The sequence below is a fragment of the Corynebacterium urealyticum DSM 7109 genome (assembly GCF_000069945.1).
In the GTDB taxonomy this organism is placed as follows: domain Bacteria; phylum Actinomycetota; class Actinomycetes; order Mycobacteriales; family Mycobacteriaceae; genus Corynebacterium; species Corynebacterium urealyticum.
On the sequence record NC_010545.1, the window covers coordinates 319,286 to 345,315 of the forward strand.

At 64.4% G+C, this 26,030-nt stretch carries 17 protein-coding genes, 4 tRNA genes and 1 pseudogene; 15 read left to right on the top strand and 7 right to left on the bottom strand.

Features of this window, described 5'->3' with window-relative positions; genetic code table 11:
- Positions 1 to 120 precede the first annotated feature (120 nt).
- On the top strand, positions 121 to 1,875 hold the full coding sequence (locus tag CU_RS01290; protein WP_169847093.1) for an ATP-binding protein: 1,755 nt from the start codon (positions 121 to 123) through the stop codon (positions 1,873 to 1,875).
- Positions 1,876 to 2,115: 240 nt separating this feature from the next.
- Here the strand turns inward: CU_RS01290 and CU_RS01295 are convergent.
- Positions 2,116 to 2,987: pseudogene (locus CU_RS01295) on the bottom strand (NAD(P)-binding domain-containing protein).
- 105 nt (positions 2,988 to 3,092) lie between these two features.
- Between CU_RS01295 and menD the strand changes: the two are divergent.
- Genes menD through CU_RS01315 form a run of 4 tightly spaced genes read left to right on the top strand, consistent with a single transcriptional unit; the run spans position 3,093 to position 7,577 of the window.
- Entirely contained in the window at positions 3,093 to 5,096 is a 2,004-nt protein-coding gene (gene menD, locus CU_RS01300; protein ID WP_012359526.1) for a 2-succinyl-5-enolpyruvyl-6-hydroxy-3-cyclohexene-1-carboxylate synthase, read from the top strand.
- On the top strand, positions 5,089 to 5,661 hold the full coding sequence (locus CU_RS01305; protein WP_012359527.1) for a hypothetical protein: 573 nt from the start codon (positions 5,089 to 5,091) through the stop codon (positions 5,659 to 5,661). Before menD ends, CU_RS01305 begins: the two co-directional genes overlap by 8 nt.
- On the top strand, positions 5,658 to 6,848 hold the full coding sequence (locus CU_RS01310) for a glycosyltransferase family 4 protein (RefSeq protein ID WP_012359528.1): 1,191 nt from the start codon (positions 5,658 to 5,660) through the stop codon (positions 6,846 to 6,848). The genes CU_RS01305 and CU_RS01310 overlap by 4 nt, the downstream gene beginning before the upstream one ends.
- Positions 6,849 to 6,884: 36 nt before the next feature.
- Complete coding sequence (locus CU_RS01315) at positions 6,885 to 7,577, top strand: demethylmenaquinone methyltransferase (RefSeq protein WP_012359529.1); 693 nt, start codon at positions 6,885 to 6,887, stop codon at positions 7,575 to 7,577.
- 141 nt (positions 7,578 to 7,718) lie between these two features.
- Here the strand turns inward: CU_RS01315 and CU_RS01320 are convergent, their stop codons facing one another.
- Positions 7,719 to 9,155, bottom strand: a complete 1,437-nt coding sequence (locus CU_RS01320) for a geranylgeranyl reductase family protein (RefSeq protein ID WP_012359530.1) — start codon at positions 9,153 to 9,155, stop codon at positions 7,719 to 7,721.
- A 211-nt stretch (positions 9,156 to 9,366) separates the two neighbouring features.
- On the opposite strand from CU_RS01320, the gene CU_RS01325 reads away from it, so the two are divergent.
- The 3 genes from CU_RS01325 to CU_RS01335 all read left to right on the top strand — a co-directional run bounded on the left by CU_RS01325 (position 9,367) and on the right by CU_RS01335 (position 11,449).
- Entirely contained in the window at positions 9,367 to 10,377 is a 1,011-nt protein-coding gene (locus tag CU_RS01325; protein ID WP_012359531.1) for a polyprenyl synthetase family protein, read from the top strand.
- A 140-nt stretch (positions 10,378 to 10,517) separates the two neighbouring features.
- Positions 10,518 to 10,600 (top strand) — tRNA-Tyr (locus CU_RS01330).
- A 453-nt stretch (positions 10,601 to 11,053) separates the two neighbouring features.
- A complete protein-coding gene (locus CU_RS01335) occupies positions 11,054 to 11,449 on the top strand; it encodes a hypothetical protein (protein ID WP_012359532.1) in 396 nt (131 codons plus the stop codon).
- Positions 11,450 to 11,597: 148 nt separating this feature from the next.
- On the opposite strand, the gene CU_RS01340 is transcribed toward CU_RS01335, so the two are convergent.
- From CU_RS01340 to CU_RS01350, 3 genes are all read right to left on the bottom strand, one after another.
- Positions 11,598 to 15,278, bottom strand: a complete 3,681-nt coding sequence (locus CU_RS01340) for a DEAD/DEAH box helicase family protein (protein ID WP_012359533.1) — start codon at positions 15,276 to 15,278, stop codon at positions 11,598 to 11,600.
- Between the two features lie 154 nt (positions 15,279 to 15,432).
- Entirely contained in the window at positions 15,433 to 16,587 is a 1,155-nt protein-coding gene (locus CU_RS01345; RefSeq protein WP_012359534.1) for a restriction endonuclease subunit S, read from the bottom strand.
- Complete coding sequence (locus CU_RS01350) at positions 16,587 to 18,161, bottom strand: type I restriction-modification system subunit M (protein WP_012359535.1); 1,575 nt, start codon at positions 18,159 to 18,161, stop codon at positions 16,587 to 16,589. Before CU_RS01350 ends, CU_RS01345 begins: the two co-directional genes overlap by 1 nt.
- A gap of 105 nt (positions 18,162 to 18,266) precedes the next feature.
- Between CU_RS01350 and CU_RS01355 the strand changes: the two genes are divergently transcribed.
- Positions 18,267 to 18,800 carry a type 1 glutamine amidotransferase domain-containing protein gene (locus tag CU_RS01355; protein ID WP_012359536.1) on the top strand — a complete coding sequence of 178 codons (534 nt, stop codon included), beginning with the start codon at positions 18,267 to 18,269 and terminating at the stop codon, positions 18,798 to 18,800.
- Between the two features lie 112 nt (positions 18,801 to 18,912).
- Here the strand turns inward: CU_RS01355 and CU_RS01360 are convergent, their stop codons facing one another.
- The gene (locus CU_RS01360; RefSeq protein ID WP_012359537.1) at positions 18,913 to 19,689 is read right to left on the bottom strand and encodes an SPFH domain-containing protein; all 777 of its coding nucleotides are present in this window, start codon (positions 19,687 to 19,689) and stop codon (positions 18,913 to 18,915) included.
- Between the two features lie 509 nt (positions 19,690 to 20,198).
- Here CU_RS01360 and CU_RS01365 point away from each other — a divergent pair.
- The 4 genes from CU_RS01365 to secE all read left to right on the top strand — a co-directional run bounded on the left by CU_RS01365 (position 20,199) and on the right by secE (position 21,157).
- A tRNA-Thr gene (locus CU_RS01365) sits at positions 20,199 to 20,271 on the top strand.
- A 67-nt stretch (positions 20,272 to 20,338) separates the two neighbouring features.
- A tRNA-Met gene (locus CU_RS01370) sits at positions 20,339 to 20,412 on the top strand.
- 285 nt (positions 20,413 to 20,697) lie between these two features.
- Positions 20,698 to 20,770, top strand: a tRNA-Trp gene (locus tag CU_RS01375).
- Between the two features lie 42 nt (positions 20,771 to 20,812).
- A complete protein-coding gene (secE, locus tag CU_RS01380; RefSeq protein ID WP_262368111.1) occupies positions 20,813 to 21,157 on the top strand; it encodes a preprotein translocase subunit SecE in 345 nt (114 codons plus the stop codon).
- A 139-nt stretch (positions 21,158 to 21,296) separates the two neighbouring features.
- On the opposite strand, the gene CU_RS01385 is transcribed toward secE, so the two are convergent.
- Positions 21,297 to 22,475 (bottom strand): IS256-like element IS1249 family transposase, encoded by a 1,179-nt coding sequence (locus CU_RS01385; protein ID WP_005323424.1) that lies wholly within the window; start codon positions 22,473 to 22,475, stop codon positions 21,297 to 21,299.
- A gap of 204 nt (positions 22,476 to 22,679) precedes the next feature.
- On the opposite strand from CU_RS01385, the gene tetA reads away from it, so the two are divergent.
- Positions 22,680 to 24,221: a tetracycline efflux ABC transporter TetAB subunit A gene (gene tetA / locus CU_RS01390; protein ID WP_041628446.1), complete on the top strand. Its 1,542-nt coding sequence runs from the start codon at positions 22,680 to 22,682 to the stop codon at positions 24,219 to 24,221.
- Positions 24,222 to 26,027: an ABC transporter ATP-binding protein gene (locus tag CU_RS10860; RefSeq protein WP_012359540.1), complete on the top strand. Its 1,806-nt coding sequence runs from the start codon at positions 24,222 to 24,224 to the stop codon at positions 26,025 to 26,027.
- The last annotated feature ends 3 nt before the right edge of the window (positions 26,028 to 26,030 follow it).

Consider the following 26,030-nt stretch of genomic DNA (forward strand, 5'->3'; position numbering starts at 1 on the left):
GAAGGGTCGGGCTGGCCACAATAGTTGTTCGTAAGTTGTTTCAAAGTTGTTTCGCTGGGGTGGGTGGTGCCTCTTAAACAACTTCCTGGGGAAATGTATACTTCACATATGGAATCCCCCATGATTGACGATGCGACACCGTGGCTGCCTGAGGATGTTGCAGAGGCTCTAGAAGCTATTTGGAACGGAGATTCGGCTGGCAATGTCGAATCGGAGACCCTAGAGATCAAAGAGGACCCTGCCCGGGTTCAGCATGCGCCTTCGAAGGCCGATAAGCATCGGGCACAACTTGTAGAAAAGCTCATTGATGAGGCGGTGTGCCTGGCTAATGGGGAATCCGCTATGGGGCACATCATCGTGGGTATCAGTGACAAGCTGACCGGACCTGAAGCGTTTACCGGAACGGACTTAGATACCTTAACCATTGAGAGAAAGATTCTTCATGGTACGCAGCAGCAACTGAGGGTAGAAGCATCTGAACTTGAGTACGGCGGTAGTCGCCTTGTTGTGATCCGTATCCCAGAAGCGTTGACCATGTATACCCGCACCCAAGGGCAGGCGAAACGGCGGCGGGGTACGAGTTGTGAGCCGCTGCTGGAGGCGGAGCGACAAGCGCTGGCTCGGGAAAGGGCGAACCCCGATTATTCAAACGGGAGCTCGAGGCTCCAGGTCCAGGACATCGAACTGCCAGTCCTGGAAGAGGCTCGCCGACTGTTGAGGGGGAAACGGTCCAGGGAAGACGGGTCGGATTATGTGCCGAAAGGTGCCAGTGGCCTCCTTCGCGAACTGGGGCTCGTGGGCCATGATGGTTCGCTCAAGAGGGCGGCAGAGATCCTCATGCTGCCACCGGACAAGCCCGCCCTGACGGTTCAGTATTTCTGGAGACCCATCGTGGGGGCCGATCCTGAAGTGAGCGAGATCAGTGAACCGCTGTTGACTGCGCTTCCCCGGCTGCGCCGCCTAATCAGAGAGCGCGCAAGTCAAGAAATTGAAAGAGTGCAGTTTGATGATGGGCAGGAAACCGCGATCCCACGCTTCCCTGCCCAGGCGATTGACGAGGCCGTCACGAATGCCTTCATACATAGGGACTGGCAAATCAGTCGCCCCGTGGTTGTTGACCAGACGCCTCGTACTCTGAAGATTTGGTCCCCGGGCCCTCTGCCGCCGGGGGTTGATCGGGATCACTTGCTGACGACTCAATCGGTGCCGCGGAATAGTCGCCTTATGGCGGTAATGCGTGGGCTCGGCCTGGCTGAGGAATCGTCGCGCGGTTTTGACCGCATGTGGTCCGCAATGATTGGAACAGGTCGGGAAGTTCCGGAAGTGCGTGCTGAGGAAACCTTCGTTGAGGTGATTCTTTCAGCAGGTAAGCCCGATGTGGGTTTTATCAAGATGCTTCATGAACTGGAGAAGCTACCTGATGGCGAGGCCGTGAGGAGCGTGGGCACTCTCATTGTCTTAAAGCAGCTGTGGAGCGCGCCCCGGATCACGAAGAATCAGGTTGAACGGCTTGCACAAATTTCTTCAATGGAAGCCGCCGAACTGATGGAGTCGCTCCAAGACATTGGGGTGGTAGCGCGGCTCCAGGGGGCGGATGAATGGGTTTTGGGAAGGGCGGTCCAGCAGGGGATAGCTTCTTCGGGTGGTGCCCAGCCCCAGTTTGCTAGTGCTGCGACGATGCCTACAGAAGAGTGGTTGGAAGAGCAGCTGCGAACTGGCACGATACGCGCAGCAGAAGCCGCCGAGATTTTGGGTATAGAGCGCTCCGAGGTGACGAAGATCTTGCGGAAACTGCGGGAGCGCGGGGTGGCGCGTATTGACCCGACCGGCCCGCAGCGTGGGTCAAACACACGCTGGATTGGGGCGTTGGAGTAAATGGTTTGGCAACAATCCTGGAACAACAAAAAACAACTTTGAAACAACCGCCGAAAGCTTCGTGACCTGCGGAAACGATGTAGTCCGGGGTTGGGTAGGAAGCAAGGGTTGTTCAAAAGTTGTTTCAAAGTTGTTTCGGTGCGTCGGAAAACAACTCCGGAACAACTAGTAACAACCCGGCAACGCCTCGCAGTAATGGCAACCGCAGAGCCAGGTTGACGTCCTGAAGCCAACGCCGGGCTACCGCGATTCTTCGAGGTAACGCACCGCTGCCTGACCAGCCCTCCTGCCGGCGCGGGTCGCACCCACCGTCGAGGCGGTGGAGCCATAGCCGACGAGCAGCACCCGCGGGCTCTTCGCGACGCGCACCTCGCCGTCCATGAGGATTCCCCCGCCCGGTTCCCGCAGCTTCAGCGGGGCAAGGTGGCGCAGGGAGTGACGGAATCCGGTGTTCCAGAAGATGACGTCGGCACCCACCTCGGTGCCCGGCGGGTGGCCCAGATGGTTTCGCTCACTTCCTGGAGCTCCAGGAGGAACTGAACGGCCGACAGCCCGCCACCGACGACGAGGGTGCGTAGGCCCGCGAAGTCTTCCTTGCGGGTGTAGTCCTTCGTGTGCAGCTGGCAGCCGCGGAAGGTCTCGATGCCTGGGATGTGCGGCACGTGCGGGTTATTCCAGGTGCCGGTGGCGCTGAGGAGGATGTCCGTGGTGATCGTGGCGCTCGTGGCGTCCGGGCCGGTAGCGGTGACGGCGAGCTGGTCACCAGCGGACTCCACGCGGGTGACGTGTGCGGGGCGGACCACACGCAAGCCGAACTTCTCCTCGTAGGCGCCGTAGTACTCGGCAACCAACTGGGAGGCCGGGGCGCTGGGGTCGGGGCGGTTCATCGGTAGGCCGGGCAGGTCCGCGATCCCGTGGGCGGTACCCAGGGTGAGGGAATCCCAGCGGTGCCGCCAGGCCCCGCCGGGGCCGTCGTTAGCATCCAGCACGAGGAAGTCTTCGCCCGGAACTAGGCCACGGCGCCACAGTTCGTGGGCGGCAGCGAGCCCGGCCTGGCCTGCGCCGATAATAAGCGCGCGGAAATGGCCCCGATCCAGGGAAGATAGCTCCATGGTGCCGAGTCTAACGGTCGGTCACGAGCACACGGGAGGTCGTGGTGGTCGGGGTGCGAGCTGGCCGCCCAACGCCAACGGGCAAGGTGGGTTAGATTTGGGGGCGTGAATAACCAAGGCGCCGAGAACCAAGACCCTGATCAGCTCCACAGCCCGCAGCAGACGGCGGCAGCGCCCTCGCCCGCCGTATTGCTCGGTGCGGTGCTCGTGGATGAGTTGATTCGCAACGGGGTCCGGGAGGCTGTGGTGTGCCCGGGCTCGCGTTCAGCCCCGCTGGCCTTGGCTTTCGCGGAGGCCAGCCGCGCCGGGCGGTTGCGGTTGCACGTGCGCACGGATGAGCGCTCCGCGGCCTTCCTGGCCCTGGGGCTGGCGAAGTACTCGAATACCCCGGTGCCAGTCGTGATGACCTCCGGCACGGCGGTGGCCAACTGCCTGCCCGCCATGGTGGAGGCCACGGCCACGAACGTGCCCTTGCTGATCCTCTCCGCCAACCGGCCGTGGTCGATGGTGGGGACGGGGGCGAATCAGGCCATCCAGCAGCGCGAGATCTTCGGCGCCCACGCGGTCGCCACCCTCGAGTTGGACGCCGCGATCGACGCCGTGACTGCAGACGCCGCCGCACCGTCCGCCAGCGCCAACGCCGCGGCCGATGCCACCGATTCGGCCCAAGCCGCCGCCTTGGACACCACAAATCCGCTGGTCCGTCGCGTCCGGGTCAAGGTCGACGAGCTGCTCCGCGCCGCTACCCACCCCTCCCGGGGCGGTGGGGCACACCTCGACATCCCGCTGCGGGAACCACTGGTGCCGGAGTCCATCACTCAGCTGACCCTCCTGGCTCGCCAGCTCGCGGAGGAGCCCGCCCGTGCAACGGCGGCCGAGCAGCCGACCGCGCCGGCCCGAACCTACGTCCTACCGAAGCAGGCCGCGCGCCTGCCCTACGGTGAGGTGACCGTGGACGCGTCGAAGCGCACCCTCGTCATCGCGGGGTCGGTCAGCGACCGGGCGTGGGCCCGCGAGCAGCTGGAGGAGCTCGGCGACCTGCCCGTCTTTGCTGAGCCCACGAGCCCCGCCCCGGACTTCCCGGTGCACCCAGCCGCCGCTGCGATGTTCACCACGGGCCTGGTCTCCCACGGGGAGTATTCTGCGGCCACGCGCCCGGAGCAGGTCATCGTGCTCGGTCGGCCGACCCTGCATCGCCCGGTGACCCAGCTGCTGGCCAGCGAAGATATTTCCATCACGGTGCTCACCGAGGTCGAGCAGCCCACGGACGTGGCGCTGACCGCCGACCAGGTCGCGAGCACGGTGAGTGTGACCGGCGAATCGGCGCAGTCCTGGCTGCAGGTTTGCCGCGGTGTCTCCGAGCTGGGGGCGGAGGCGGTACGCGACGGCATCGCCCAGGCCACCACCGACGGGGCGTTCACCGGGCTGCACGTGGCCGCTGTGCTGGCAGATTCCCTGCGCGACGGGGACGCGCTGTTCGTCGGCGCCTCCTCACCGATCCGCGACATCGCCCGGGTGGGTCTGCCCTTCGATGGGGTGCGCACGGTCGCCAACCGCGGTGCCGCGGGCATCGACGGCCTGGTGTCCACCGCGGTGGGCACGGCCCTGGCGCACGCCTCCGCCGACCCGACGGCGATCCGCGCCCCGCGGACCTTTGCCCTGTTGGGCGACCTTTCCTTCCTTCATGACGTCAACGGGCTGCACTTTGGTCCGGACGAGCCCAGCCCGGAAAACCTGGTGATTGTGGTCGCCAACGATGACGGCGGCGCGATCTTTGAGACCTTGGAGCCCGGCGGGGAAAGCCTGCGAAGCTTCGACGACGGCACCCCGGCCTTCGAGCGGGTCTTCGGCACGGCCACGGGTGCGAAGCTGGCTGGGCTATGCGAGTCCGCTGGCGTGGACTGGGTGGGGGTGCACAACCCGGCGGAGCTCGCCGAGGTGCTGGATGCGCTGGAACACGGCGACCTGGACGGAGAGGCTGGCGAGAAGCTGGGGCTGGTGCCAGGCCGCCGGGGCGGCGGGGTGCTGGTCGTGGAGGCCTTCGTTGACCGTGGTGCGCGCGTGGCGCTGGAGAAGTCGATCCGTGGCAAGGTGACCCCGGGTGAGTAAGCCGGTGGATCGCGAACAGGGGGCTGCGCCAGCGGGTGCGGCGGGGCCGGCGAACGCAGAACAGCCCGTGGCCGCCGAGCAAGTAACGGAACAATCGGCGGTGGGCAAGGCGCCGGTCGCGGAGCAGCCGACCCCGACCCGTTTCCGGCGGGGCAAGCAGCTCGTCGCGGCCTTCGCGGCCTTCACGACTGCTGTCTGCCTGGGAATGGTGGCCACTGCCGCGCTGAATGACTACCGCATCGGTTTGGACCAGGCGTTCGCCACGGCGGACGTCGTCAACGTCGGGGTGCTGCGGACAACCGTGCGCTTCCCGGACGAGTACGGGGTCTACCACCAGCCGGACCGGGGCTTGCTGTACCCGATCGGCCTGGAGGCGGGCCAGCGGGTGCGGGTGGAATATCAGAAGTCCGAGCCCCGCAATGTGAAGGTGCAAGGCCGCGGCTGGACCCTGGCCTGGATACCCGCGCTCTCCTCGCTCGCCGTGGCGATGGTGCTGAGCGGGGGTCTGTGGCTGCTGGTCCGGTGGCGAGAAAACTCATGGAAGGCGCAGCAGGGAGAACTATGAGAGTTGCGATCATCGCGGAGAGCTTCATCCCCATCGTCAATGGGGTTTCCAATTCAGTTCTGCGGGTGCTGGAGCACCTGCAGCGGGAAGGGCACGACGCGATGGTCATCGCGCCGCGCCCGCCGGGCTGGACGCCGCCGGCAGCCGATGCTCCTGCCGGGGAGGCTGGCGAACCGGGCCCCGGCGATACCTACGCGGGCTTCCCGATCCACCGGGTGCCCGCGGTCAACCTTCCACCGATCAACTCCCTGCCCATCGGCGTGCCCCTGCCGAGGGTCTACCGGCTACTCAAACAGTTCCAACCTGATGTGGTGCACCTGGCCAGCCCATTCGTCCTCGGCGGGGCGGGCGTATTCGCCGCGAAGGCGCTGGGGCTGCCGCAGGTGGCGGTCTACCAGACGGACGTCCCCGGCTTCACGGAGCACTACAAGCTCACCTTTCTGCTGAACATGTCCTGGCGCTGGGTGCGAGCGATGCACAACAACTCTTGCCTGACCCTCGCGCCGAGCACCCCCACGATCGAGCAGCTGCGTGACCATGGCGTGCAGCGGGTTCACCACTGGGGGCGGGGCGTGGATACGCAGCGCTTCCACCCCGCCAAGCGCAGCGCGGAGCTGCGTGGCAAGTGGTGGGAGGAAGGCCAGGCCAAGCGCGGCACCCCCACCCCGGCCGAGCCACGAAAGCTGGTGGGCTTCGTGGGCCGCCTGGCCGCGGAGAAGGATGTTGCGAACCTGGCGTCCTTAAACGACCGCGAAGACGTGCAGCTTGTGATCGTTGGTGACGGGCCAGAACGGGAGGAGCTGGAGAAGCTCATGCCGACCGCGGTGTTCACCGGTGCGCTCTACGGGGAGGAACTGGCGGTGGCTTTCGCGTCCCTGGATGTGTTCGTCCACCCGGGGCGTTTCGAGACCTTCTGCCAGGCGATTCAGGAGGCACAGGCCTCGGGGCTTCCGGTGGTCGCGCCTCGTGCCGGCGGTCCGGTGGATCTCGTCGAGGACGGGGTGAGCGGCTTCCTGCTCGACCCGGAGCGCTTCGCCGAGCAGCTGCCTGGGGCGGTGGGGGACATCATCGCGGCCGGTGCGCTGGAGCAGTTCGCCGCCGCGGCACTGACCCGCGTGCAGGGCAAGACCTGGCCTGCGCTGTGCGAGCAGCTGATGGGCTACTACCAGCAGGCTATTACTGCGTGATGGTGCTGGCCGGTGCGGCGGGTAGCATGAGAATTTATGTCTAGGGCAAGTCTGGAAAAAGATCCGCGCGAAGTGGCCACGATGTTCGATGCCGTGGGGAAGAACTACGACATCACGAATACGGTGCTGAGCTTCGGCCAGGACCGGCTGTGGCGTAAGCGCACGCGCCGCCGCCTGGATCTTGCGCCGGGGGATAAGGTTCTGGACCTTGCCGCGGGCACGGGCGTGTCCACCGAGGAGCTGGCGGAGTCCGGTGCGTACTGCGTGGCCGCGGATTTCTCGCTGGGCATGCTGCGGGCGGGTTCCCACCGGGACGTGCCGATGATCTGCGCCGATGGCCTGAATCTGCCGTTCGCGGATAATACTTTCGACGCCGTGACGATCAGTTACGGCCTGCGTAATCTGGTGGACTTCCGCGCCGGGTTGCGGGAGATGGCCCGCGTGACGAAGCCGGGTGGCAAGCTCGCGATCGCGGAGTTTTCGACGCCGGTCATCCCCGGCTTCGCGACCGTGTACAAGGAGTACCTGATGCGCGCGCTGCCCGCGGTGGCGAAGGTGGTCAGCTCCAATCCGGAGTCTTATGTCTACCTCGCAGAATCCATCCGCGCGTGGCCGGATCAGGAGGAGCTGGCCCGCGAGATCCGTGCCAATGGATGGGAGAACGTCGGCTGGCAGAACCTCACCGGCGGCATCGTTGCGCTGCACAGCGGGACCAAGCCGCTGGACTAGCTCGTTGGCGTAGCGTCGGGGCACGGTTCCCCACTCGGCCACGTTGCTCGGGCATGTTGCTTGTCCACGTCGCTCGGGCGCGGCGTGCGCCGGAGACAACGAAAGCCCACGGGAAACCGTGGGCTTTCGTGCTCTCCGGGTTTATTGGCGGCCGAAGAGGGGCCGCGAATCCGCGGCGAGGAGTTTATCCACCCCGCGGGATAGCTTGCCCGCGCCGAGCCACAGCTTCGCCGTCAGGTCCCGGTCCTGCGGGGTGACGAGGTTGCCCATCAGCCGGGCTGCGGAGTTCATCACCGTGTGCGCCAAGGGCCCGCGCATGCCCACCGGGCCGATGGCGGCCAGCAGGCCAGGCATGGTGAGTAGCATGCCGAGGCGGCGGGCCAGGGCGAAGGCGTCGCCGTACTCCTGGCGCAGCCGGGCGGGCCAGGCGTAGCGCAGGCCGTCGGGGTTGCGGCGGGCGTCGTCCAGCAGCTCCACGAGGAAGCGGGCGGACTCCAGCCCGTAGTCGATGCCCTCGCCGTTCAGTGGGTTGACCAGGGCTGCGGAGTCACCGATGACCGCCCAGTTCCGGCCTGCCACCCGCGTGACGGCCCCGCCCATCGGCAGCAGGGCGCTGGTGATGCGCTGCGGGGTGCCGAGTTCCCACTCCTCGCGCACCTGGTCGGCGTAGTGGACGAGCAGCTTCTTGGTGTTCACCTTCGCGGGACGTTGCGTGGTGGTCAGCGCCCCGCAGCCCAGGTTCACCTGCGGGGTGGGGGAGGGGTCAGCCCCGTTGCCCGACTGTCCACCGGTCGTGGGGGTACCGAGGGGGAAGATCCAGCCGTAGCCGGGCTGTGCGGTGCCCTCCTGGTCGCGCAGCTCCAGGTGGGAGTGGATCCATGGCTCGTCGGCGTGCGGGGTTTCCACATAGCTGCGGGCGGCGATGCCGTGGACGATGCCGCGTTCCCACTGCACGCCCAGCTGCCGGGCGATGGTGGAGCGCACGCCCTCGGCGAGGACGAGGAACTCCGTGCGGATTTCCGTGCTCTGCGCCCCGCGGTTGGTGCCGGTGGCCTTCCCAGCGCGTCCCCCGACGGCCTGGCAGGTCACCGTCCGCCCGTCCTCCGAGACGCCCACGGCCTTCAGTCCGCCCTGGAACCGGGCCCCGGCGTCGATCGCGTGGCGCAGCAGGGCGGCGTCGAAATCGCTGCGGGGGATCGCGGAACCACGGGCAGGGAACTTCTCGTGCTCCGGCCAGGGCGCGGTGATCGACCCGCCGAAACCGTGCAGCTTCAGCCCGTTGATCCGCGGGTGGCCATCCAGCAGGTGGCCTGCCCCCATCGCCTCCAGGGCGCCCACGGCGCGTGGGGTCAGCCCATCCCCGCAGGTCTTATCCCGCGGCTCGGTGGCGTGATCCGCCATATCGACCACCAGGGTGTCCCAACCCGCCCGGGCGGCGTGGTACGCCGCCGCAGCGCCCGCCGGGCCGCCGCCGATGATCAGCACCTCGGCGTGTAGCTGATCCTGCGGTACCCGGTGCGGGGCAGCGGACTCGCCGTGCGTAGCCGAATCGTGCGTGGGGGAAGAAGAGGGGCTCATGAGGCTCAAGGCTAGCCGGGGTGACGTCCTAAAAAGAACCGGGCGACGGACTGCGAACTACACGGCGGCCGGAAAAGCTGCGCCGCGGAAGCAATCCCGCGAGGCGAGGGGTGAATCCATTACTACGCGCCCGAGCAGATCGGCTAACCTATCGAATGGCTAGCTATAGCTCAAGCACAATCACAATCTAGATCGAGGCAGACGCAGGGACATGGCAGTACGCGACAACGCCAGGCCGGTAGCTCCGGACTTGGGGAATGCCGAGCTCAACGACCGCATCACGGCGGGGCTGCAGGAGGCGGAGGACTTCCTGCGCTGGCGCCTCAGCCAGGGCGAGAGCTTCATCACCGATAAGATCAGCCACCTTGCGCTGGCTGGCGGCAAGCGCTTTCGCGTGGTGTTTGCGTTGCTCGCCGCGCAGTACGGCAAGAACCCGACGGCCCGCAAGGTGCGCGATGCCGCCGTGGTCGTGGAGCTGACGCACCTGGCGACGCTCTACCACGACGACGTCATGGACGAGGCCGACCGCCGCCGCGGTGCGGAGTCCGCGAATGCGCGCTGGGGCAACTCGATGGCGATCCTCGCCGGCGATTATCTGTTCGCGGTGGCCTCTGAGATCCTCTCCGGCCTGGGTGCCCACACGGTCCGCCACTTCGCGGACACCTTCGGCGAGCTGGTCACCGGCCAGATGCGCGAAACCGTGGGCGCGGCTGATGGTGAGGACGCGATCGAGCACTACATGAAGGTCATCCAGGAGAAGACCGGCGTGCTGATCGCCTCGGCGGGCTACCTGGGCGCGCTGCACTCCGGCGCGGAGCAGGAGCACGTGGACGCGCTGGCACAGTTCGGCCGCCACATGGGGCAGATCTTCCAGATCGTGGACGACATCATCGATATCTGGGCGGATCCCGAGGAGTCCGGCAAGACGCCGGGCACGGACCTGCGGGAGGGCGTGTTCACCCTTCCGGTGCTGCACGCGATGCGTCAGGAGGACGAGGTCGGCGCCCGGCTGCGCGAGCTGCTGACCGGCCCGGTGACCGACGATGCGGTGGTCGAGGAGTGCCTGGAGCTTATCCAGCGTTCCAACGGCCGTGAGCTCGCGGAGCAGGACGTGGAACACTACCGTGGCCTGGCCGACGAGGAGCTGGCGAAGCTGCCGGATAACGAGGTCACTGAGGCGCTGCGCCACCTGCTGGCCTTCTCGCTGGACCGCCTGGGCTAGTTCGGTTTCGGTTGGGCGGTTGCCCACCGTATCCCGGTTGTTCCGCCTTCCTTTTAAGGACGTCAATACCTGGCCCGAGCAGCGCGTTTAGGGAATCTTTGAGGCGCGTAGTAGGGTATTGAGCGCACCAAGTGGTGTACGCCAGATTGTCCGAGCGGCCAAAGGAAGCGGACTGTAAATCCGCCGGCTTATGCCTTCGTTGGTTCAAATCCAACATCTGGCACAGACGAACTCCGTCAGGGAAAACCCTGGCGGAGTTTTTGCGTTGGGGTGTGTGCATCTCCTCCTGTGGCTCTGCTTCCGCGAATCGGATGAAAATGGAAGTTTTCGGGGCTTTCCCTCCGTTTTCATCCGATTTGCAGTCGCCTCGCTCTAGGCCCACCTCCCCGCCTCCCCGCCACTCCGATTCGCCTTCCCCTTCCGCGGTGCTGACGGTTTTTGTCGATTTTTGCCTCGAAAGTGACAAAACGATCAGCAACGGGAGCGGCGCTGGAACCGTTAAGATGATCTGGTGACAAATAACCCCTATGAAGGCACTGGCTTTGTCGGCCGCGATGCCAGTTCCGCGGAGGATCATCGATCATCGAGCGCGCCTTGGCCGGAGTATCGGACGCCTGCGCCCCGGCAGGTCCATAACCCGTATCTTGCGCATCTGGAGGACTTTCAGGACGCGCCAATGTCCGTAGCCGCTGGCAGCCCTGCAGGGGGTATGGGGTCCGGTGTGCCTGGGCAGACAGAAGGGCGCGCGGAGGCTGCTAGCGCGACAGTAGGGGGAGTCGCCGAGGATGCCCCAGCGGCCGGTGTCTTAGCTCCGGAAGCTTCCACCGGTGCCGATGCTGAGCCCAAGATCGCCGATGAGATGGGGCTCGGCGATGGGCGATGGGTGATGAACTTCATCGGCACCCTGATCACCGGCGCTGTGGCGCTCTTCTTGCTGCAGCACTTCAACGGGCCTGAATGGCTTTACAAGGTCGTGAAGTACGGCACCATCTTCAGCCTCGGGGTGAGTCTGATCCTGAGCATCGCTGAAGTGGTGATCTGGGTGAAACGGAGGCTTAAGGCCCAGGATTAGCGGGACCCGGCTACCTCGCCCGGCGATGTGCCCTTCTTCCGCGTCAGACCCGCCGAGCACGGCAGAAATGCAGCAGACCTCCGACACTTTTCCGCCTCAACTGTCGAAGATCTGCTGTATTTTTACGCGGCAGGGGCGTGGCCTCGACCTAACCCGCCTCGGTGGTCGAGTTGATGCGGTCCAGGCGGTTCTTCAACTCCAGCACCACAGCCTGGTTATCGCGGAACAGGTCCACCACCCGCCCGTGCGGGTAGAAGCTCTCCCCAGCGGCCTCCTGCATCGTCAGCCCACCGTTGGCGACCAGCACCTTGATCACGTAGCGGATGAACCCGATCTGCTGCGCACTGAGCGTCGATCCCTCCAGCAGGTCCTCGAACTCCGCCTTCATCGCCGCCTCATCCAGGCCCACCAGCCGCCGCACGAACGCGGGGATCGTGTCCCCACCCAGGGACTTCTGCACCTCGTCCACGCCCTCCAGGCCGACCTCGGCGACCATGTGCTCGAGGTTCTGGACGTCCACGTTGCTCAATGGCCGTGCCGTACGCAGCTTTTGCATCGATAGTGAGTCGCCGTGCTTGGCCAGGGCTTCCCGAAGCTCCGCTTCGACCCGGCTGACATTCACCTCCGCCGCGGAATGCTCCAGCGGGATATCAACCTCCGCGATCTCCCCGAACTCATCCTCCACGTCCAAGACGACGACTTGGCGCTTACCGCGCGGCACGAACTCCACGAGGTCGCGGATATTCCGCCGCACGAGCTCCAGCTCCGTGATGGTCGCGCCCTTCCACCATTCGGAATTCACGAGGGATTCGAGGGTGGGCAGGGCGTTTGCAACGAAGGGGAGGTTCTCGGAGACCTCGATCAGTTCCTGCGCGATGCGTTCGACCTTGAGGCGGTTGGTGGCCCAGCTGCCGTCGGCGCGGATCAGCCCCAGCTGGAGCTGGAGGATCAGCAGGTCGAAGCGCTTGGCGCTTTCCTTCTCCTTCAGGGTTTTCATCGGCAGGTGCGCGACGTGCTCGGCGAGCTGCTCAAGCCCGGCTTCGTCGAGTCCTTCCCAGGGGTCGCGGCGGGAGAAGCGCTCCAGCACTGGCCGGTCGGTGGGGCGGACCTGGATGTTGGTTGGGGTGATCGCTTGAACGGTCGCGTGCAGCTCGGTGATGAGCCCCTCGCGGTAGTCCTCCAGTGGCCCGTCCAGCTCGCCAGCGCCACCGCCAGCCCCGCTGCCGGCAGCGCCACCGCCGTCGCCAGCACCAACACTCGCACCAGCTTCTTCCCCAAGCAGCCACACCATCGTCGCCCAGCTCAAGAACAGCCGCTCCGAGAGCGTCTGCTGCCGCCCGACCCCCGGCTCCTCAGTCAGCTGCTCGGTGAAGAAGCGCACGTTGCCGCAGAAGTCGAAGACGCGAAACTTATCCTTATGCAGGTTCTCCCCGAAAAGGTCCCGGCGCAGCCTCGTGCCGCGGCCCATCATCTGCCAGAACTTCGTCGCCGAGTACACGGGTTTGAAGAACACGAGGTTCACGACCTCGGGCACGTCCACCCCGGTGTCGAGCATGTCCACGCTGATGGCGATGTCCAGGGTGCCCGCGGGGTTCTTGAAGCGCTTCAGCTCCTCCGCGGCGTACCTCGTGGAGTGGGTAATCACCGCCGCCCTCTCGCCCGCCTGCTGCGGGAAGCAGCGCCCCAGTTCCTCGTTGATGAGTTCCGCGTGGCGCTGGGTCCTGGCGAAGATGATGGTCTTACCCAGTCGGTCACCGCCCTCGACCTTGATGCCTTGCTCCACCAAGGTCCGGAGCACCCCGCGGATCGTGTCGCGGTTGTACAGCCGGGAGTTGATCTCAGCAGCCGTGACCCCATCTGGCGGGTCGAGCGGGTTGCCGTCCTCGTCGGTGCCCCATTCGGCGGCGTCCCACAGCAGCTGTTCTTCCTCGTCCAGGTCCTCGTAGCGCACCCCGGAACGCAGGAACAGGGAGTCCTGCGCGAGCACCTGCGGCGGGACGAGGTACTTGTCCTCGATGGCCTGCTCCAGGGTGTAGGAGCCGGTCGGGGTCTTATCTTCGATGTCGAAGAGTTGGTAGGTGTTGTGCGTGACCTCGGCGCGCGGGGTGGCGGTCAGCCCGAGGACGTAAGCGTCGAAATAATCCAGGATGCGCTTGAAGCGGTGGTAGATCGAGCGGTGGGCTTCGTCGATGATGATAAGGTCGAAGTCGAAGGGGCGGAAGGCCGCGGGGTGCTCGCCGTCATCGTCGATGAGCCCCATCATTGTCTGATAAGTGGAGACGTACACTCCGCCCGTGCCCTCCGGTTCGCGAAGCAGGTTCACGGGCGCGGAGTCGGGGTAGAGGTCCACGAAGTTATCGTGTGCCTGATCCACCAGGGCCGTGCGGTCGGCTAGGAAAAGAACCTTGCCCACCCAGTTCGCCTGGCGCAGCAGCTTTGCCGTCGCGATCGCCACGCGGGTCTTACCAGTACCCGTGGCCATGACCAGCAGGGCCCGCCGCTTCAGCTGACTCTCGAAGGCCTCCGTGACCCGCCGGATCATTTCCTGCTGGTAGTCCCGGCCCGCGATGTCCGGGTCCACGACCACCTGCGACAAAGGCTTGCGGGTGTGCCGGCGGTTAATCATCCGCCGCAGCTGCGCCGCATCCGGGTAGCCCTCCACGGCGCGGGCGGTGTAGCCGGCCCCGCTGCCGGGCAGGTTGGTTTGGTCATCGACCATGCTGATTTGGTGCCCGTTGGTGCAGAAGATGATGGGCCGCTGGCCGTGCTTGTGTTCCAGGCAATCGGCGTACAGCCGGGCCTGCACCGCGCCTTCGCTGAGGCTGCCGCTGGCGCGTTTGGCTTCCACGACGGCCAGGGGTTTGCCGTCATCGTCCCAGAGCACGTAGTCCGCGTAACCGTTTCCGCGGGGGCTTTCCGCACCCACGGGCATGCCTTGAACGGGGTGCTCGATGGTGAGGTTTTTGCCCTGCACGAAGCCCGCGGCGGCGAGCATCGGGTCGATGAGGTCCTTGCGGGTCTCGGCTTCGCTGATGCTCGGCGGGAGCGCCGGGGCAGTGCCGGCTCCCGCTTCCTTCGCTAGCTCATCACGCAGTTCGGCGCGCAGCCGCTCGATTTCGGCATCCCGTTCCGCGGCGAGCCGGGCAAGCTCCTCTTTCGCCGCGGCCAGCTCGGCCTCGGTTTCGGCGTGTTCTTCCTCCACCTTGGCTTGACGGGTGGCGAAGCGGGCGCGTTCCTCGGCGTGCTTCTCGGCTTCCTCAAGCCGTGCCTGTTCTGCCTCGCTGAGCAGTAGGGCAGTGTTGCTGAGTTCCTCATCCTTGGCCTGCAACTGCGCGTTGAGTTTCTGTAGCTGCGCCCGGCCCATCTGCGTGGCCGGGTGGTGATTCTTCAGCGCCTGCTGGTTAAAGGGTGCGCGCGGCTGGGCCTGCGGGTTTGTGGAGTGCCGTGCGGTGGCCCAGGTGAGCACGTCGAAAAGGTGCGTCACCACACGCACGGCGAGCTGCGGGGTGATGGGGACGTCGCTGTCGTGGACGGCGTTGTTGCAGTTGATGCGGAGGAAGTGCAGCTTATCCAGCTGTGCCTGGGGGACGATGGTGGTGAAGCGTTCGTCCTGCATCCGGCCGAAGATGCTCGTGTCCGCGGCGAAACCGAGGTTGCGGAACTCCCAGATGTGCCGCACGACCTTTTCGAGTACGCGGCGGGCGTAGAAGCAGGAGGTGATGGGGTTGGTCAGTGCGTTGCGTTCGGCTTGGACGCAGTCGTTGAGCAGGGCCGGCCAGACTTGTGCCACGAAGCCGAAGTTGCTGGGTGGTGGGGTGGGGCTGGTCATTGCTGCTCCGTGGGAGTTCTGGTCGTGGGTTCGGGATGGTGTGGGGTCTGCTTAGTGTTTTAGCAAAACGCCCCGGACATCGCTGTGCGGCGTTCGAATACGCTTCTTTATTTAGGACGCCATGCCCGCCTGCCTGGCCGCGCCGGCGGGAGCTTTACAGCTTCCCGGCGAAGGCGCGTGCGGAAAGGGAGGCGTTCAGCTCTTCGAGCTTCTGAAGCTGAGTCTCGTATGCATGATTTAAATTTTCCATCTTCTTGATGGTGATTGTGAGCTCTTCCCTCTGTTCTGCCGGAGGGTAGGGTATAGAGAAACCTCTGATCAATCCGAGGTTTAGGTTTGGTTGGGTACCGCCACGTCCAAGAGAGCGCAGTTCTTCATAGCTAGCCTTAAGCGCGAAATATACGTAATCGCTATCGGCAGGATTTGTACAAGAAATCGCAGCGCAAGCCTGGTTAGTGGTAGCGGGGATGCGTAGTATGCCTGCGCTACCTCTGGTCCGCCCTTGCCCGTACATAGCAACCAAGACCGTTCCTGGTGGATTGATTTTGCAGCTAGAGTTCTCCAGGCCAGTTTCGGTAATTGTCTCCTCTGTGCTCGTGATGGCAGTTCCTGAGACCTCATTAGTTTTTACCCAAGGTATTGAACCACCGTAATACTCGGGATGCTTTCGGCTTGGTGTGCTGCCGGTTGTCACCGTGGCTAGAGTTTTGATCTGCGCCGGTTGAGAATTACGGCCCAACTGCTGAAAAAATGCTCTTGCTAGCTCATCTTTCAGATAGTTCGAGGCCTCTTTAGTTCGGTGGATCTGAATATTGACAGTGTCGAGGATCTTGGCGATGCGGCGCTGCTCAGCCAGCGGAGGGAGGGGGATGTTCAGATCCTTAAGATCGCCGATCGTAATGCCCTTGATGGTTACCCCGCGGGCGATTTGTTCCAGATGGGGGCGTAACCATGTGATCAAGTGCTGAAGGAATCCTGTAGATACCTCGTTCGGGTCGGTGTCGAGGAGCGCCACGACATCTTGACTGAAGCATGTTGGGCTTGTGGTGATTGCGGTCTTGCCAACGCCGATGCGAACCGCGACCAATAAGGTCCCCGCCGGAACTTCTGTTGTTGCACTCTTCGCGATTGCTTCGTCGGTGATGAAGCGGCGTGCAGTGATTTTTCCATCTTCGGAAATATCTGCGCTGGAAATCCAAGGGGTTTCGCCCTGATAGAACTCTTCACGTTTACGATTAGGGGTGCCGCCGCTTGCGAATCGGCCGAGATCCCCCAGCTTCACCATCGGCCAGTCGTGATCCGCAGCCATTACTCCTCACCCCCGCGCAGCATCTCCTCCAACTCCGCCAGCCCCTCAGCAATAGCCGAGTCCAGCTCCTTAATCTCCCCGATGATCTCCAAAGGATCGCGAGTATCCTCCGCCTCAAAAACGATCTCCTTGTAGCGGTTCATCGACAAGTCATAACCAGCCTCGCGGATCTCCGCCACCGGCACAGTGAAAGACTGCTCCGTCCGAGCCCGCTCCTTCTCCTTCCCGGAACGCTCCACCCACCGCGCCAGCACATCCGGCAAGTTATTAGCCTCATGCTGCTCCGAAGTAAGCAGCACCTCCGCCGGGTCATCGCCGGGGACGGAAGAATCCGCAACGCGCTCGGTCGGGCGAGGACCGAGCAGGTTGGCGTCCAAAAGCGGGGTGCGCTTGTCATCCAACGAGTAACCATCCGCCGTGACCTCGTAAAACCACACATCATCCGTGCTACCCCGATCCGTGCGCGTGAAACACAGAATCGCCGTGGACACCCCCGAATACGGTTTGAAAGTCCCCGAAGGCAACTTAATCACCGCATCCAAACGCTGCTCATCAATCAGATGCTTCCGGATCTCCCGGTGCGCCTTCGTCGACCCGAACAACACACCCTCCGGCACAATCACCGCCGCACGCCCACCTGGCTTCAACAGCGTGAGGAAACGTGCGAGGAACAACAGCTCCGTGCGCTTGGAGGAAATGAGGTTCGCCAGCTCCGGGTCCAAGCTCGATTCGTCGATACTGCCAGCGAAAGGCGGATTGGCGAGGATGATGTCGAAAGCTTCACGATCCGCCTCCGGCACCTGCTGCAGCGAATCCCGGTAACTAATATTCGGATCCTCGAAACCATGCATGAACATGTTCATCGCCGCGATCCGCACCATGCTCGAATCGAAATCAAAACCCGTCAGCGCGCGCTGCGTGTACCAATCACTGACACGGCGATCCATGAACTCATCCGCATGATGGTGGCGAGTCCACTCCCTCGCACCCACCAGGAACCCCGCCGTACCGCACGCCGGATCAATCACCCGATGCTTCGGAGCCGGGCGCATCAGCTCCACCATGAGATCAATGATGTGGCTCGTCGTGCGGAACTGCCCGTTCGTGCCCGAGGACGCCAACTTCGACAACATGTACTCATACAGGTCGCCCGACATATCGCGGTTAGTGAACTCCAGGGCATCGACCTGCTCCATCACCCGCAGGAGGGTGGCGGGGTTCTCAATACCGAAGGAGGCGTCGCGCATGTGGCGGCCGAAGCCCGAGCCGCCGAGGTTGCGGATAAAGGGGAAGGCCTCGTTGACGATGACCTCGCGGCGGTCGCTCCCGTCGGAGATTTCCATGAGGTTTCGCCAGCGCAGGTGCTGCTGATCCTCGGTGAAGACATCAGGGATGTCGGGTTCTACGCCGAGGGCTTCGCGCTGGAAGTCATTGTTCGCCTGGCGCTCGTCCAGCTGACGCATGAAGAGAAGATAGGTGAACTGCTGGATCACGGAGACCGGCTCGGAGATGCCGCCGGACCAGAAGGTGTTCCAGATGGCATCCACCTGGTTTTTCAAAGCGCCTGTAATCATGGTGACAGATTAAGCGAGTAGCACTGGTGTGTGGGGGAGCGGGGTGTTGCTCGCCGGGTTTTGGTGGCACCATGGAGGTCTACGTTCTTTAGAAAGGAGCGACACATGGCAAAGCTAGATGGCAAGCGCATTGGTGTTCTCGCGACGAATGGGTTCGAGGACAGTGAGTTCAGCTCCCCAGTTGAAGCTGTCCGCCAGGCAGGCGGCACAGTGACCGTTCTCAGCCCTGGTGGCGAGAAAATTGAGGGCAAGAACGGTTCTACCGCAGAGGCGGATGCCTCGACCGAGAGCTCCCGTGACGCTGAGTTCGACGGGATTATCCTTCCGGGCGGTACCGGAAACGCCGACCAGCTGCGCATGGATGAGGCAGCGGTCGAGATCGTGAAGAAGCACGTCGAGGCTGGAAAGCCGCTCGCGGTGATCTGCCACGGTGCGTGGATCCTTACCGACGCGGACGTTCTCCGCGGCCGTACCCTGACCTCGTACCCGTCGTTGAAGACTGACCTTCAGAACGCTGGGGCAACGTGGGTCGACGAGGAGGTCCACGTGGACAACGGCCTGGTCTCTTCCCGCACTCCGGCCGATCTTGAGGCTTTCAATGCGAAGCTGGTTGAGGAGTTCGCCGAGGGGCAGCACTAAAACCTGCCGAATCGGCAGCCGGGTCCCGTACGGGACCCGGCTCCTTTTCTTTTTAGGGGGGGAGGCTCCACCGGGAAAGGGGGGCTGGCCCCGTAAGGGTGCCCGAAGCTAGCTAGCTGTCGAGTTCGCCCCGGTCCCGGGGTTCCCGAGGCTGATCTGCCGAATCCAGAGACCGGTCGCGTAGCTCCAGGGTGGTGCCCGGCGGCAGGGCCTCCAGCAGCCGGATTTTTGCCAGCAGCGGGTTCTGCTCCAGTACCTTCGCCGTACCCATGCGCGCACGGGTGATCTTTACCTCGGTGCGCGCCCGCTCCAGCTCGCTGGCAGCGGTGAGCTTATCCACCTCCGCCTGGCTCAGTGCCTCGGCCACGCCGTGCGGCAGGGAGAGATCCTTGAGGTGAACATCGCCCAGCACCTCGACGCCGACCGCCGCGCCGGCCTCCCGCGCGGCCTCCGCGACGGGGGAGAGGTCGATGCGCTGCCCGATGAACTCCGCCAGCGGCTTCGTCGCCACCAGCTCCCGTAGGGCGATCTGGGCGGCCAGGTAGACCTCCCGATCCGGCTCGTCAGCGGCGGTGAGGAAAGCCACGGGATCACTGACCCGCACGGTCAGCACGAAGGTCAGGGTGACGTCCTGCCCCTCGGCGGTGGGGATCCGCTGCGGGGCGAAGGAAAGCTGGCGGCGGCGCTGATCGACCTGCACGAAACGGTCGGTGGGCAGCGCAAACCCCGGACGGGACAGCGCGGTCACCTCGCCGTCGCGGGAGCGCAGTACAACGTGCCCGGGCAGCGGGATCGGGCTGCGCGGGAAGGATGGGCGCCACGACAGCGGTGCGTCGGCTTCGACGTACTCCATCCAGGAGCCAAAGTTGCGGTTGCGATTGAAGAACATGTGTCACCACCTGAATCGGCAGCATGCAAGGTGCAGGCGAATGTGAAGTTGAAAATTCCGCGCCGCGTGGGATTCGCAGACGGCGGGGCGTCGGCGCGTCGGAACGCTCGCAGGCGCTCGTCGGGGCCGGGCCGCAGGCCGCAAGCGAAGGGCTCCCGGGCGGCGCGGAATAAAATGATTGAGAGGACTCGAACCTCCTTGCCCCGTGAGGGGTGTGCCATGCGCCGGACGGTGCATCATCCGGAAAGCGCCTGAATTAAAACCCCAGGACGCCCCTTAACACCCGAAAACGGCGCAACTAGAAACTATAAAACAGCTGGCCCGCCCAGCGGAAGAGGCAATCGCGCGATCCACCGCCTAATGCCACCCAAGACGCAGCCATACCGACCGCGGAAACCAGCTACGACGTGCAGATTTGTGCTTCTTATTGGAAACTGGTTATGCTACTTCAGGCTTCGATCAACGGGCCACAGCGAATTACTTCGCTAGGTTCGGTCGATTTAAGTTGCGCCCCCTTAGCTCAGTCGGCAGAGCGTTTCCATGGTAAGGAAAAGGTCGACGGTTCGATTCCGTCAGGGGGCTCTGTCATTTTATGTGGCCGTCACGTGACCTGTTTACGCTGGCCGTGGCTGGTCGTGTAAGTGGCTGTGGCGGTGTAGCTCAGCTGGTTAGAGCGCACGACTCATAATCGTGAGGTCCCGGGATCGAGTCCCGGCACCGCTACTGATTTAGGACCCCGTGGTTTTTCCGCGGGGTCCATTTTTTTTATTGACGACGCCACCCTCACCGCCGCCTTGGTTCGCCGCGTTCCATGGGGAGCAGTCGGATCCGGGGCTGGAGCGCGCCCAACCTCGCGTGTTCATGCCTCCAACGAGTGCGGTCGTGCTGCGGAAAACGTGGCAAGTTGTCTAACTGAATGGAAAATTGCTAGGCTACTCCCGTGTTGCACGCATGGTGCGTTGTCTGCGGGTAAAATCGCGGTCACCAACCCGGCGTTGCCACAGTTTTAGGGGTGTAGCTCAATTGGTAGAGCAACGGTCTCCAAAACCGTAGGTTGCGGGTTCAAGTCCTGTCACCCCTGCAAAGTACGCCCGCCCATGCGGGCGCCCGAAGGAGTAACCACGTGAGCGAAGATAGCAACAGGGCCGAAGGCTCCGGAGCGAACGCTTCCGGAGGCTCCATGCGCCCCAGCGGTAAGCGTCAGGTCGCTGGCCAGGCCACCACGGCTCGCGCGACCAGCGCTTCGACCTCCCCCGAGGTCGTCGAAACCCGGAGCAACCCATTCACCGCCATCGCGGATTACCTCCGTGGCGTGATCTCCGAGATGCGCAAGGTCATCTGGCCGACCGGCCGCGAGATGGTGACCTACTCCCTGGTCGTGCTGGTCTTCCTCATCCTGATGACTGCTCTGGTTGCTGGCGTGGACTACGTCACCGGCCTCGGTGTTCGCTGGGTCTTCGGCGTCTAGCCGTAACTGTCCCGCTAAGCGCAGCGGTATTATTCAAGCCCTCCCACGTGGAGGGCTTTTCTTGTGCCTTTTCCCGCCACACCAGCGCGCTCGTGGGTTAAGGGTCAAAATGTGTGTCTGGCTCGGCGTGTCGCGGGGGTTAGATTTGGCCTTTTTGAATGCCGATTGAGTGGGTGTAGTCGGTGTCGATAGCGTTGTCGTAGAGGGCTGGGCGTCCTGTTTCGTGGTCGGCTTGGTTCTCGGTTTGGGTCAGGGTGGATACTTTGGCGAGTTGGCCCTGGCCCCAGTCGGACTGCCTGGCGATTCGTACTGGATCGTCAGGCAGTTCCGTTTTTAAGTAGAGCCACCAATCCAGCATGCGGCGTTGTCGTTCGCCTGATCTGCCGCGGTGGGTTCTGGCGAGCAGTTTGAGCTGGGCGTTGATGCCGCCTTCTAAGCTGTTGGTGGTGGATTTGATCCGCTCGGGCGCAAGGACTCCTGCTGGCGGGTTGAGGTAGACAAACAGCATCTCGGACCGCCAAAGATGGTTGAGGCTGTTGTAGGCCTTGCGCACGTTGTGGTGGGTCCACACGCGGGTCCATGCACCTGTTTTGGGGTCTTTGATCATGGTTTTCTCGTTCATCCATTCCCGGTAGATCGTTGAAAACTCGTGCAGTTGCACACCCCACGCGGCGGCTTCATCCAGTGTGGTGATCCGGGTCAGTTTCAGCGCAAGTCGGTAGATGGTGCGCCCGGCATCGGTGCGTGGGTTGGTGGTGGTGTAGCGGCGGACCACGCGTTGGGCGTGGACGAGGCAGCGTTGAATTTTCGTAGTCGGCCAGCACTTTTTGATTGCGCTGTATGCGCCTTGGCCGCCGTCGATGACGGCGATGAGTGGGGCTTCGATGCGTTCAAGCAGCAGTTGGTAGTCGCGGGTGGTTTCGTGTTTGCACCAGTGCCAGGCGATCACGTGGTCGATGGTCGCCGCGACGATCAGGCAGCCACCGGCGGTGTAGGTGCCATCGAGAAATACCTGGTCGTAGATCCGCTTGTGGTGGCCGGCGGTGGGGTCAGGCACATCAACGAGCCAGCACCACTTGAAGCGCCGCTTCATGGTGGCGCGGCTAACACCGTTTCGTTTGGCTAGGTCGTCGAGTGATATTGCGGTGGTGCAATGCTCGATGAACTGGGTGAACACTGCCGCGTTGGTGATGTCGTTTCGACGTTTGACGCTGGAGGCGCCGCATTGTTTGCAGCGCCATCTGGTGGTGCCTTTGCTGGTGGTGCCGTTGCGTTTCATTTCACCGCCGCAGTGGCAGCGTGGTTGGTTCTTCGACATTGCGACACCACACCACGCCGCGCATAGCACATCACGGCTGCCACACCGAGGATTTCCCGTCGGGGGCTAGATATATGCTTCCGGAGCATATACTTTCCGGAAACCTACAGGTCAATCCGTGAAAATCCGCGATTCTGGACACACTTTTTGACCCTTAACCCAAAATTTGCTAGATCTTCCAGCATGATCCCACCGCCGCGCAGAATGAAGACGTACAGCTGGTTCGTCCCGCCCGTCCCACCAGCGGACGATCCGGCGCGGCTCCACCCGGCGCGCTGGAGCAGCGGGAACCGCGTGGTCAGGGACATGGTTGGCGCCTACCCGGGCGTGCTGGTGCTGCACATTCTGAGCTACCTCATCGGCTCCGGCATCGCCGCGTTTGTGCCGGTGGTGGTGGGCATGATCGTGGACGGCCTGGTGGGGGAAGAAAAGTTCAACGCATGGTGGCTCTTCGCGGTGCTGGTCGGCATCTTCATCATCCAATTCATCGGCGAGGCCACCGGCGACGGCCTGGCCACAGCCTCGGTGCGCCGCGTGACCCACAACGCGCAGCAGCACCTGTCCTCGGGCGTGCTGCGCCGCGGGGCGGGAGCGATGAGCCCCGGCACCGTACTCAACACCATCGACGCGGACGCGAACACCGTCGGCCGCTACCGCGAGCTGCTGTCGTTTCCGCTCATGGCCATCGGCTACGCGGTCTGCGCGATGGTGGCGATGTGGTCGGTCTCCCCGTGGATCTCACTGGCCATCCCGGCCAGCGCGCTGATCATCGCTCTGTTCGCCGCGTGGACCGCGGGGCCGGTGACGCGGGTGTCGTTGAAGCGTCGCGCCGCGGAGGCGGATGTCGCTGGCTTGGCCACGGATGCGTCGCAAGGCATTCGCACCGTCAAAGGCCTAGGCGCGGGTGCAACCGTGGCAACACGTTTTCACGCCGAAACGGCGAAGGCGAAGCGCTTGATGCTCACGCACCTGCGTGTGGAGGTGTGGCTCGGTTTCGCCAGGTTTTGCGTGGCGTGGCTGTGCAACCTTGGCATCGTGGGCTTGAGCGCGTGGATGACGCTGCGCGGGGAGATCACCCCGGGGCAGCTGACATCCGTGGCACTGTTGGTGCAGCCTGCGTTGACCATGGCGGGCTTAGCGTTCGGCGACCTGGCCAGCGGGTGGGGCAGGGCCGTCGCGAGTGGCCAGCGCATCGAGCAGCTGCACCACGCGGGCGACGACACCGCGGGGCCCGAGCTAACAGACACACCGGTCCCAGGCGCGGGGCTGTGGATCCTCGAGCCGGAGGAGCGTTCCTACGCCACCGCCGCCGCGTGGGCGCAGCGCGCAGACGTGCTGTTCCCGCCGCACACCGTCAACGTGTTTGAGGGCACCATCGCAGACAACGTGAACCCGCGCGGGGATGTGCCGGAGGACGTCGTCAAGCAAGCGCTCGCCGCCGCCCACTGCCAAGACATCCTCCGCAGGCTCGGCGGTATCAACGAAGCAGGCGAGTTGCCGAACGCGCCGCTGGGCGAGACCGGCCTGAACCTCTCCGGCGGGCAGCGTCAGCGCGTCGCGCTTGCCAGGGCGCTCGCCGCTGACCCGGACGTGCTCATCCTGGACGACCCAACCACGGGGCTCGATTCCGTGACACAGGCGGACGTCGTGGAGGCCGTCGCCGCGCTGAGGGCAGACAAGACCACCGTGGTCATCACCGGAAACGCGGCGTGGCAGCACGCCGGCACCGCATTGGAGGTGGCGTAGATGGCGCGCGAGTACGAACGCACAGACGCGGTCGCCCCCGCGAGCGTGAAGGAGACCTTCGCTTACCTGTCTGCGCTACCCAACGCTCTGGACAAGCGCTGGTGGGCGGGTTTGCTGATCATCCAGGCGCTGATTGTCGCTGTCTACACCACGCAGTCGAACCTGTTCGGCCGCAGCGTCGACCCGCTCACCGGCGGATCAGTGCCACTGCTGGGAACCGGCACCCGCGCCTTCGTTTTGACCGTCGGCCTGGCGCTGGTCTGCATGCTCGTCGAGATATTCTTGCGTGCCCTCGGCAACTACGTAGTGGGCCTCAAAGTCGCCCGCGCGTCCATCGACCTGCGCCACCGCTGCCTCGACGCGATCCTGCGCGCACCAGTGCCGCGGGTGATGGAGCTCGGCACCGGCAACGTCATCACACGCATGACCAAGGACATCGACGACGTCGTCCAAACCATCACCGCCATCGGCTCGCGCGTGCTCACCACCGTGTTCGTCTTCCCGATCACGTTCATCGGGCTTTTGCTTATCGACGTCCGCTTCGCCCTGATCCTGCTTCTGATCTGCATATGCACCTACCCGTTCGCCCGCGCGGTGGTCCGCGCCATCCCGGATGCCTCCAACGCGGTGAGCGTGGCGGAGGCGCGTCGCAACGCGGTGCTGCTGGACACCGTCCGGGGCCTGCCCACGCTGCGCGCCTTCGACTTGGAGCGCTGGGCGTTGGCCCGGATGCGGCGGACCTCCTGGGGTGCGGTGGAGGCGGAAATGGACCGCGTGCCGTGGTTCATCCGCCTCACGGGAATCGGCCAGGTCGCCTTCGCCGCGTGGGTGCTGCTCACGCTTGGCGTCGGCGCGTGGCTCGCGACGGCCGGTGCCGTCAGCCCGGGCCAGGCGAGTGCCGCCGTGTTCATGGTCATCCGCGCCGAGGTCACGGTGTTCAACGCCCTGTTCTTCGTCGGCGAGCTGCAGAGCGCGGCCACCGCAGTGGGCCGCGCGGTGAGCCTGGCCAAGCTCGCGGACGGGCGTGAAGCTACGGCCGTTCCGGAGGATCTGGCGGAGCCGGTGGACGTGGAAGTCGACCACGTCTCGTTTGCCTACCCGGGCGGCGCCAACGTGCTGGAGGACCTCTCTGTCACGCTCGCGGCGGGAACAACCACGGCGCTGGTGGGCACGTCGGGCGCCGGCAAGTCCACGCTTGCCGCGCTCATTGCGGGGCTAGTGGAGCCCACTTCCGGGTGCATCCGGGTGGGCGAGGTGGATACCTCGCAGGTCAGCGATACGTGGACCGCCAAGAACGTCACCCTGCTCACCCAGGATGTCCACCTGTTCGCCGGCACCCTGCGCGAGGACCTCTCGATGGCTGCGCAGGACGCGACCGACGCGGACCTGCTGCGTGCGCTGGCAAGCGTCGGGCTCGACCCCGATGGCACCCAGTTCGCGCGCCTGTTCCCGAAAGGGCTGGACACCGCCGTCGGCGCGGGCGCGGAGGACATACCCCCGGAGGTGGAGCAACAGCTCGCGCTCGCACGCGTGGCGCTGTCGGGCCCGAAGGTGCTCATCCTGGACGAGGCCACAGCGGAAGCCGGCAGCGATGCCACCAACGCGCTGGAAGACGCCGCCGCGCGGATCACCGCAGACACCACGGCACTGGTGGTGGCGCACCGCCTAGACCAGGCGGCGGCCGCGGACCGGATCCTGGTTATGGACGCCGGGCGCATCATCGAGGACGGCACCCACACCGAACTCGTCGCCGCCGACGGGAGATACGCGCAACTGTTCGCTGCGTGGAGTGGCGGCGGTCACTAACTC

Coding starts and splice junctions, on each gene's coding strand:
- CU_RS01360 (WP_012359537.1), bottom strand. CDS start 19,689: ATGTTCTTCAATCGCAACCGCAACTTTGGCTCCTGGATGGAGTACGTC.
- CU_RS01335 (WP_012359532.1), top strand. CDS start 11,054: ATGTCCGTAGCCGCTGGCAGCCCTGCAGGGGGTATGGGGTCCGGTGTG.
- CU_RS01340 (WP_012359533.1), bottom strand. CDS start 15,278: ATGACCAGCCCCACCCCACCACCCAGCAACTTCGGCTTCGTGGCACAA.
- CU_RS01290 (WP_169847093.1), top strand. CDS start 121: ATGATTGACGATGCGACACCGTGGCTGCCTGAGGATGTTGCAGAGGCT.
- CU_RS01385 (WP_005323424.1), bottom strand. CDS start 22,475: ATGTCGAAGAACCAACCACGCTGCCACTGCGGCGGTGAAATGAAACGC.
- CU_RS01355 (WP_012359536.1), top strand. CDS start 18,267: ATGGCAAAGCTAGATGGCAAGCGCATTGGTGTTCTCGCGACGAATGGG.
- tetA (WP_041628446.1), top strand. CDS start 22,680: ATGAAGACGTACAGCTGGTTCGTCCCGCCCGTCCCACCAGCGGACGAT.
- CU_RS01315 (WP_012359529.1), top strand. CDS start 6,885: ATGTCTAGGGCAAGTCTGGAAAAAGATCCGCGCGAAGTGGCCACGATG.
- CU_RS10860 (WP_012359540.1), top strand. CDS start 24,222: ATGGCGCGCGAGTACGAACGCACAGACGCGGTCGCCCCCGCGAGCGTG.
- CU_RS01310 (WP_012359528.1), top strand. CDS start 5,658: ATGAGAGTTGCGATCATCGCGGAGAGCTTCATCCCCATCGTCAATGGG.
- CU_RS01320 (WP_012359530.1), bottom strand. CDS start 9,155: ATGAGCCCCTCTTCTTCCCCCACGCACGATTCGGCTACGCACGGCGAG.
- CU_RS01350 (WP_012359535.1), bottom strand. CDS start 18,161: ATGATTACAGGCGCTTTGAAAAACCAGGTGGATGCCATCTGGAACACC.
- CU_RS01325 (WP_012359531.1), top strand. CDS start 9,367: ATGGCAGTACGCGACAACGCCAGGCCGGTAGCTCCGGACTTGGGGAAT.
- CU_RS01345 (WP_012359534.1), bottom strand. CDS start 16,587: ATGGCTGCGGATCACGACTGGCCGATGGTGAAGCTGGGGGATCTCGGC.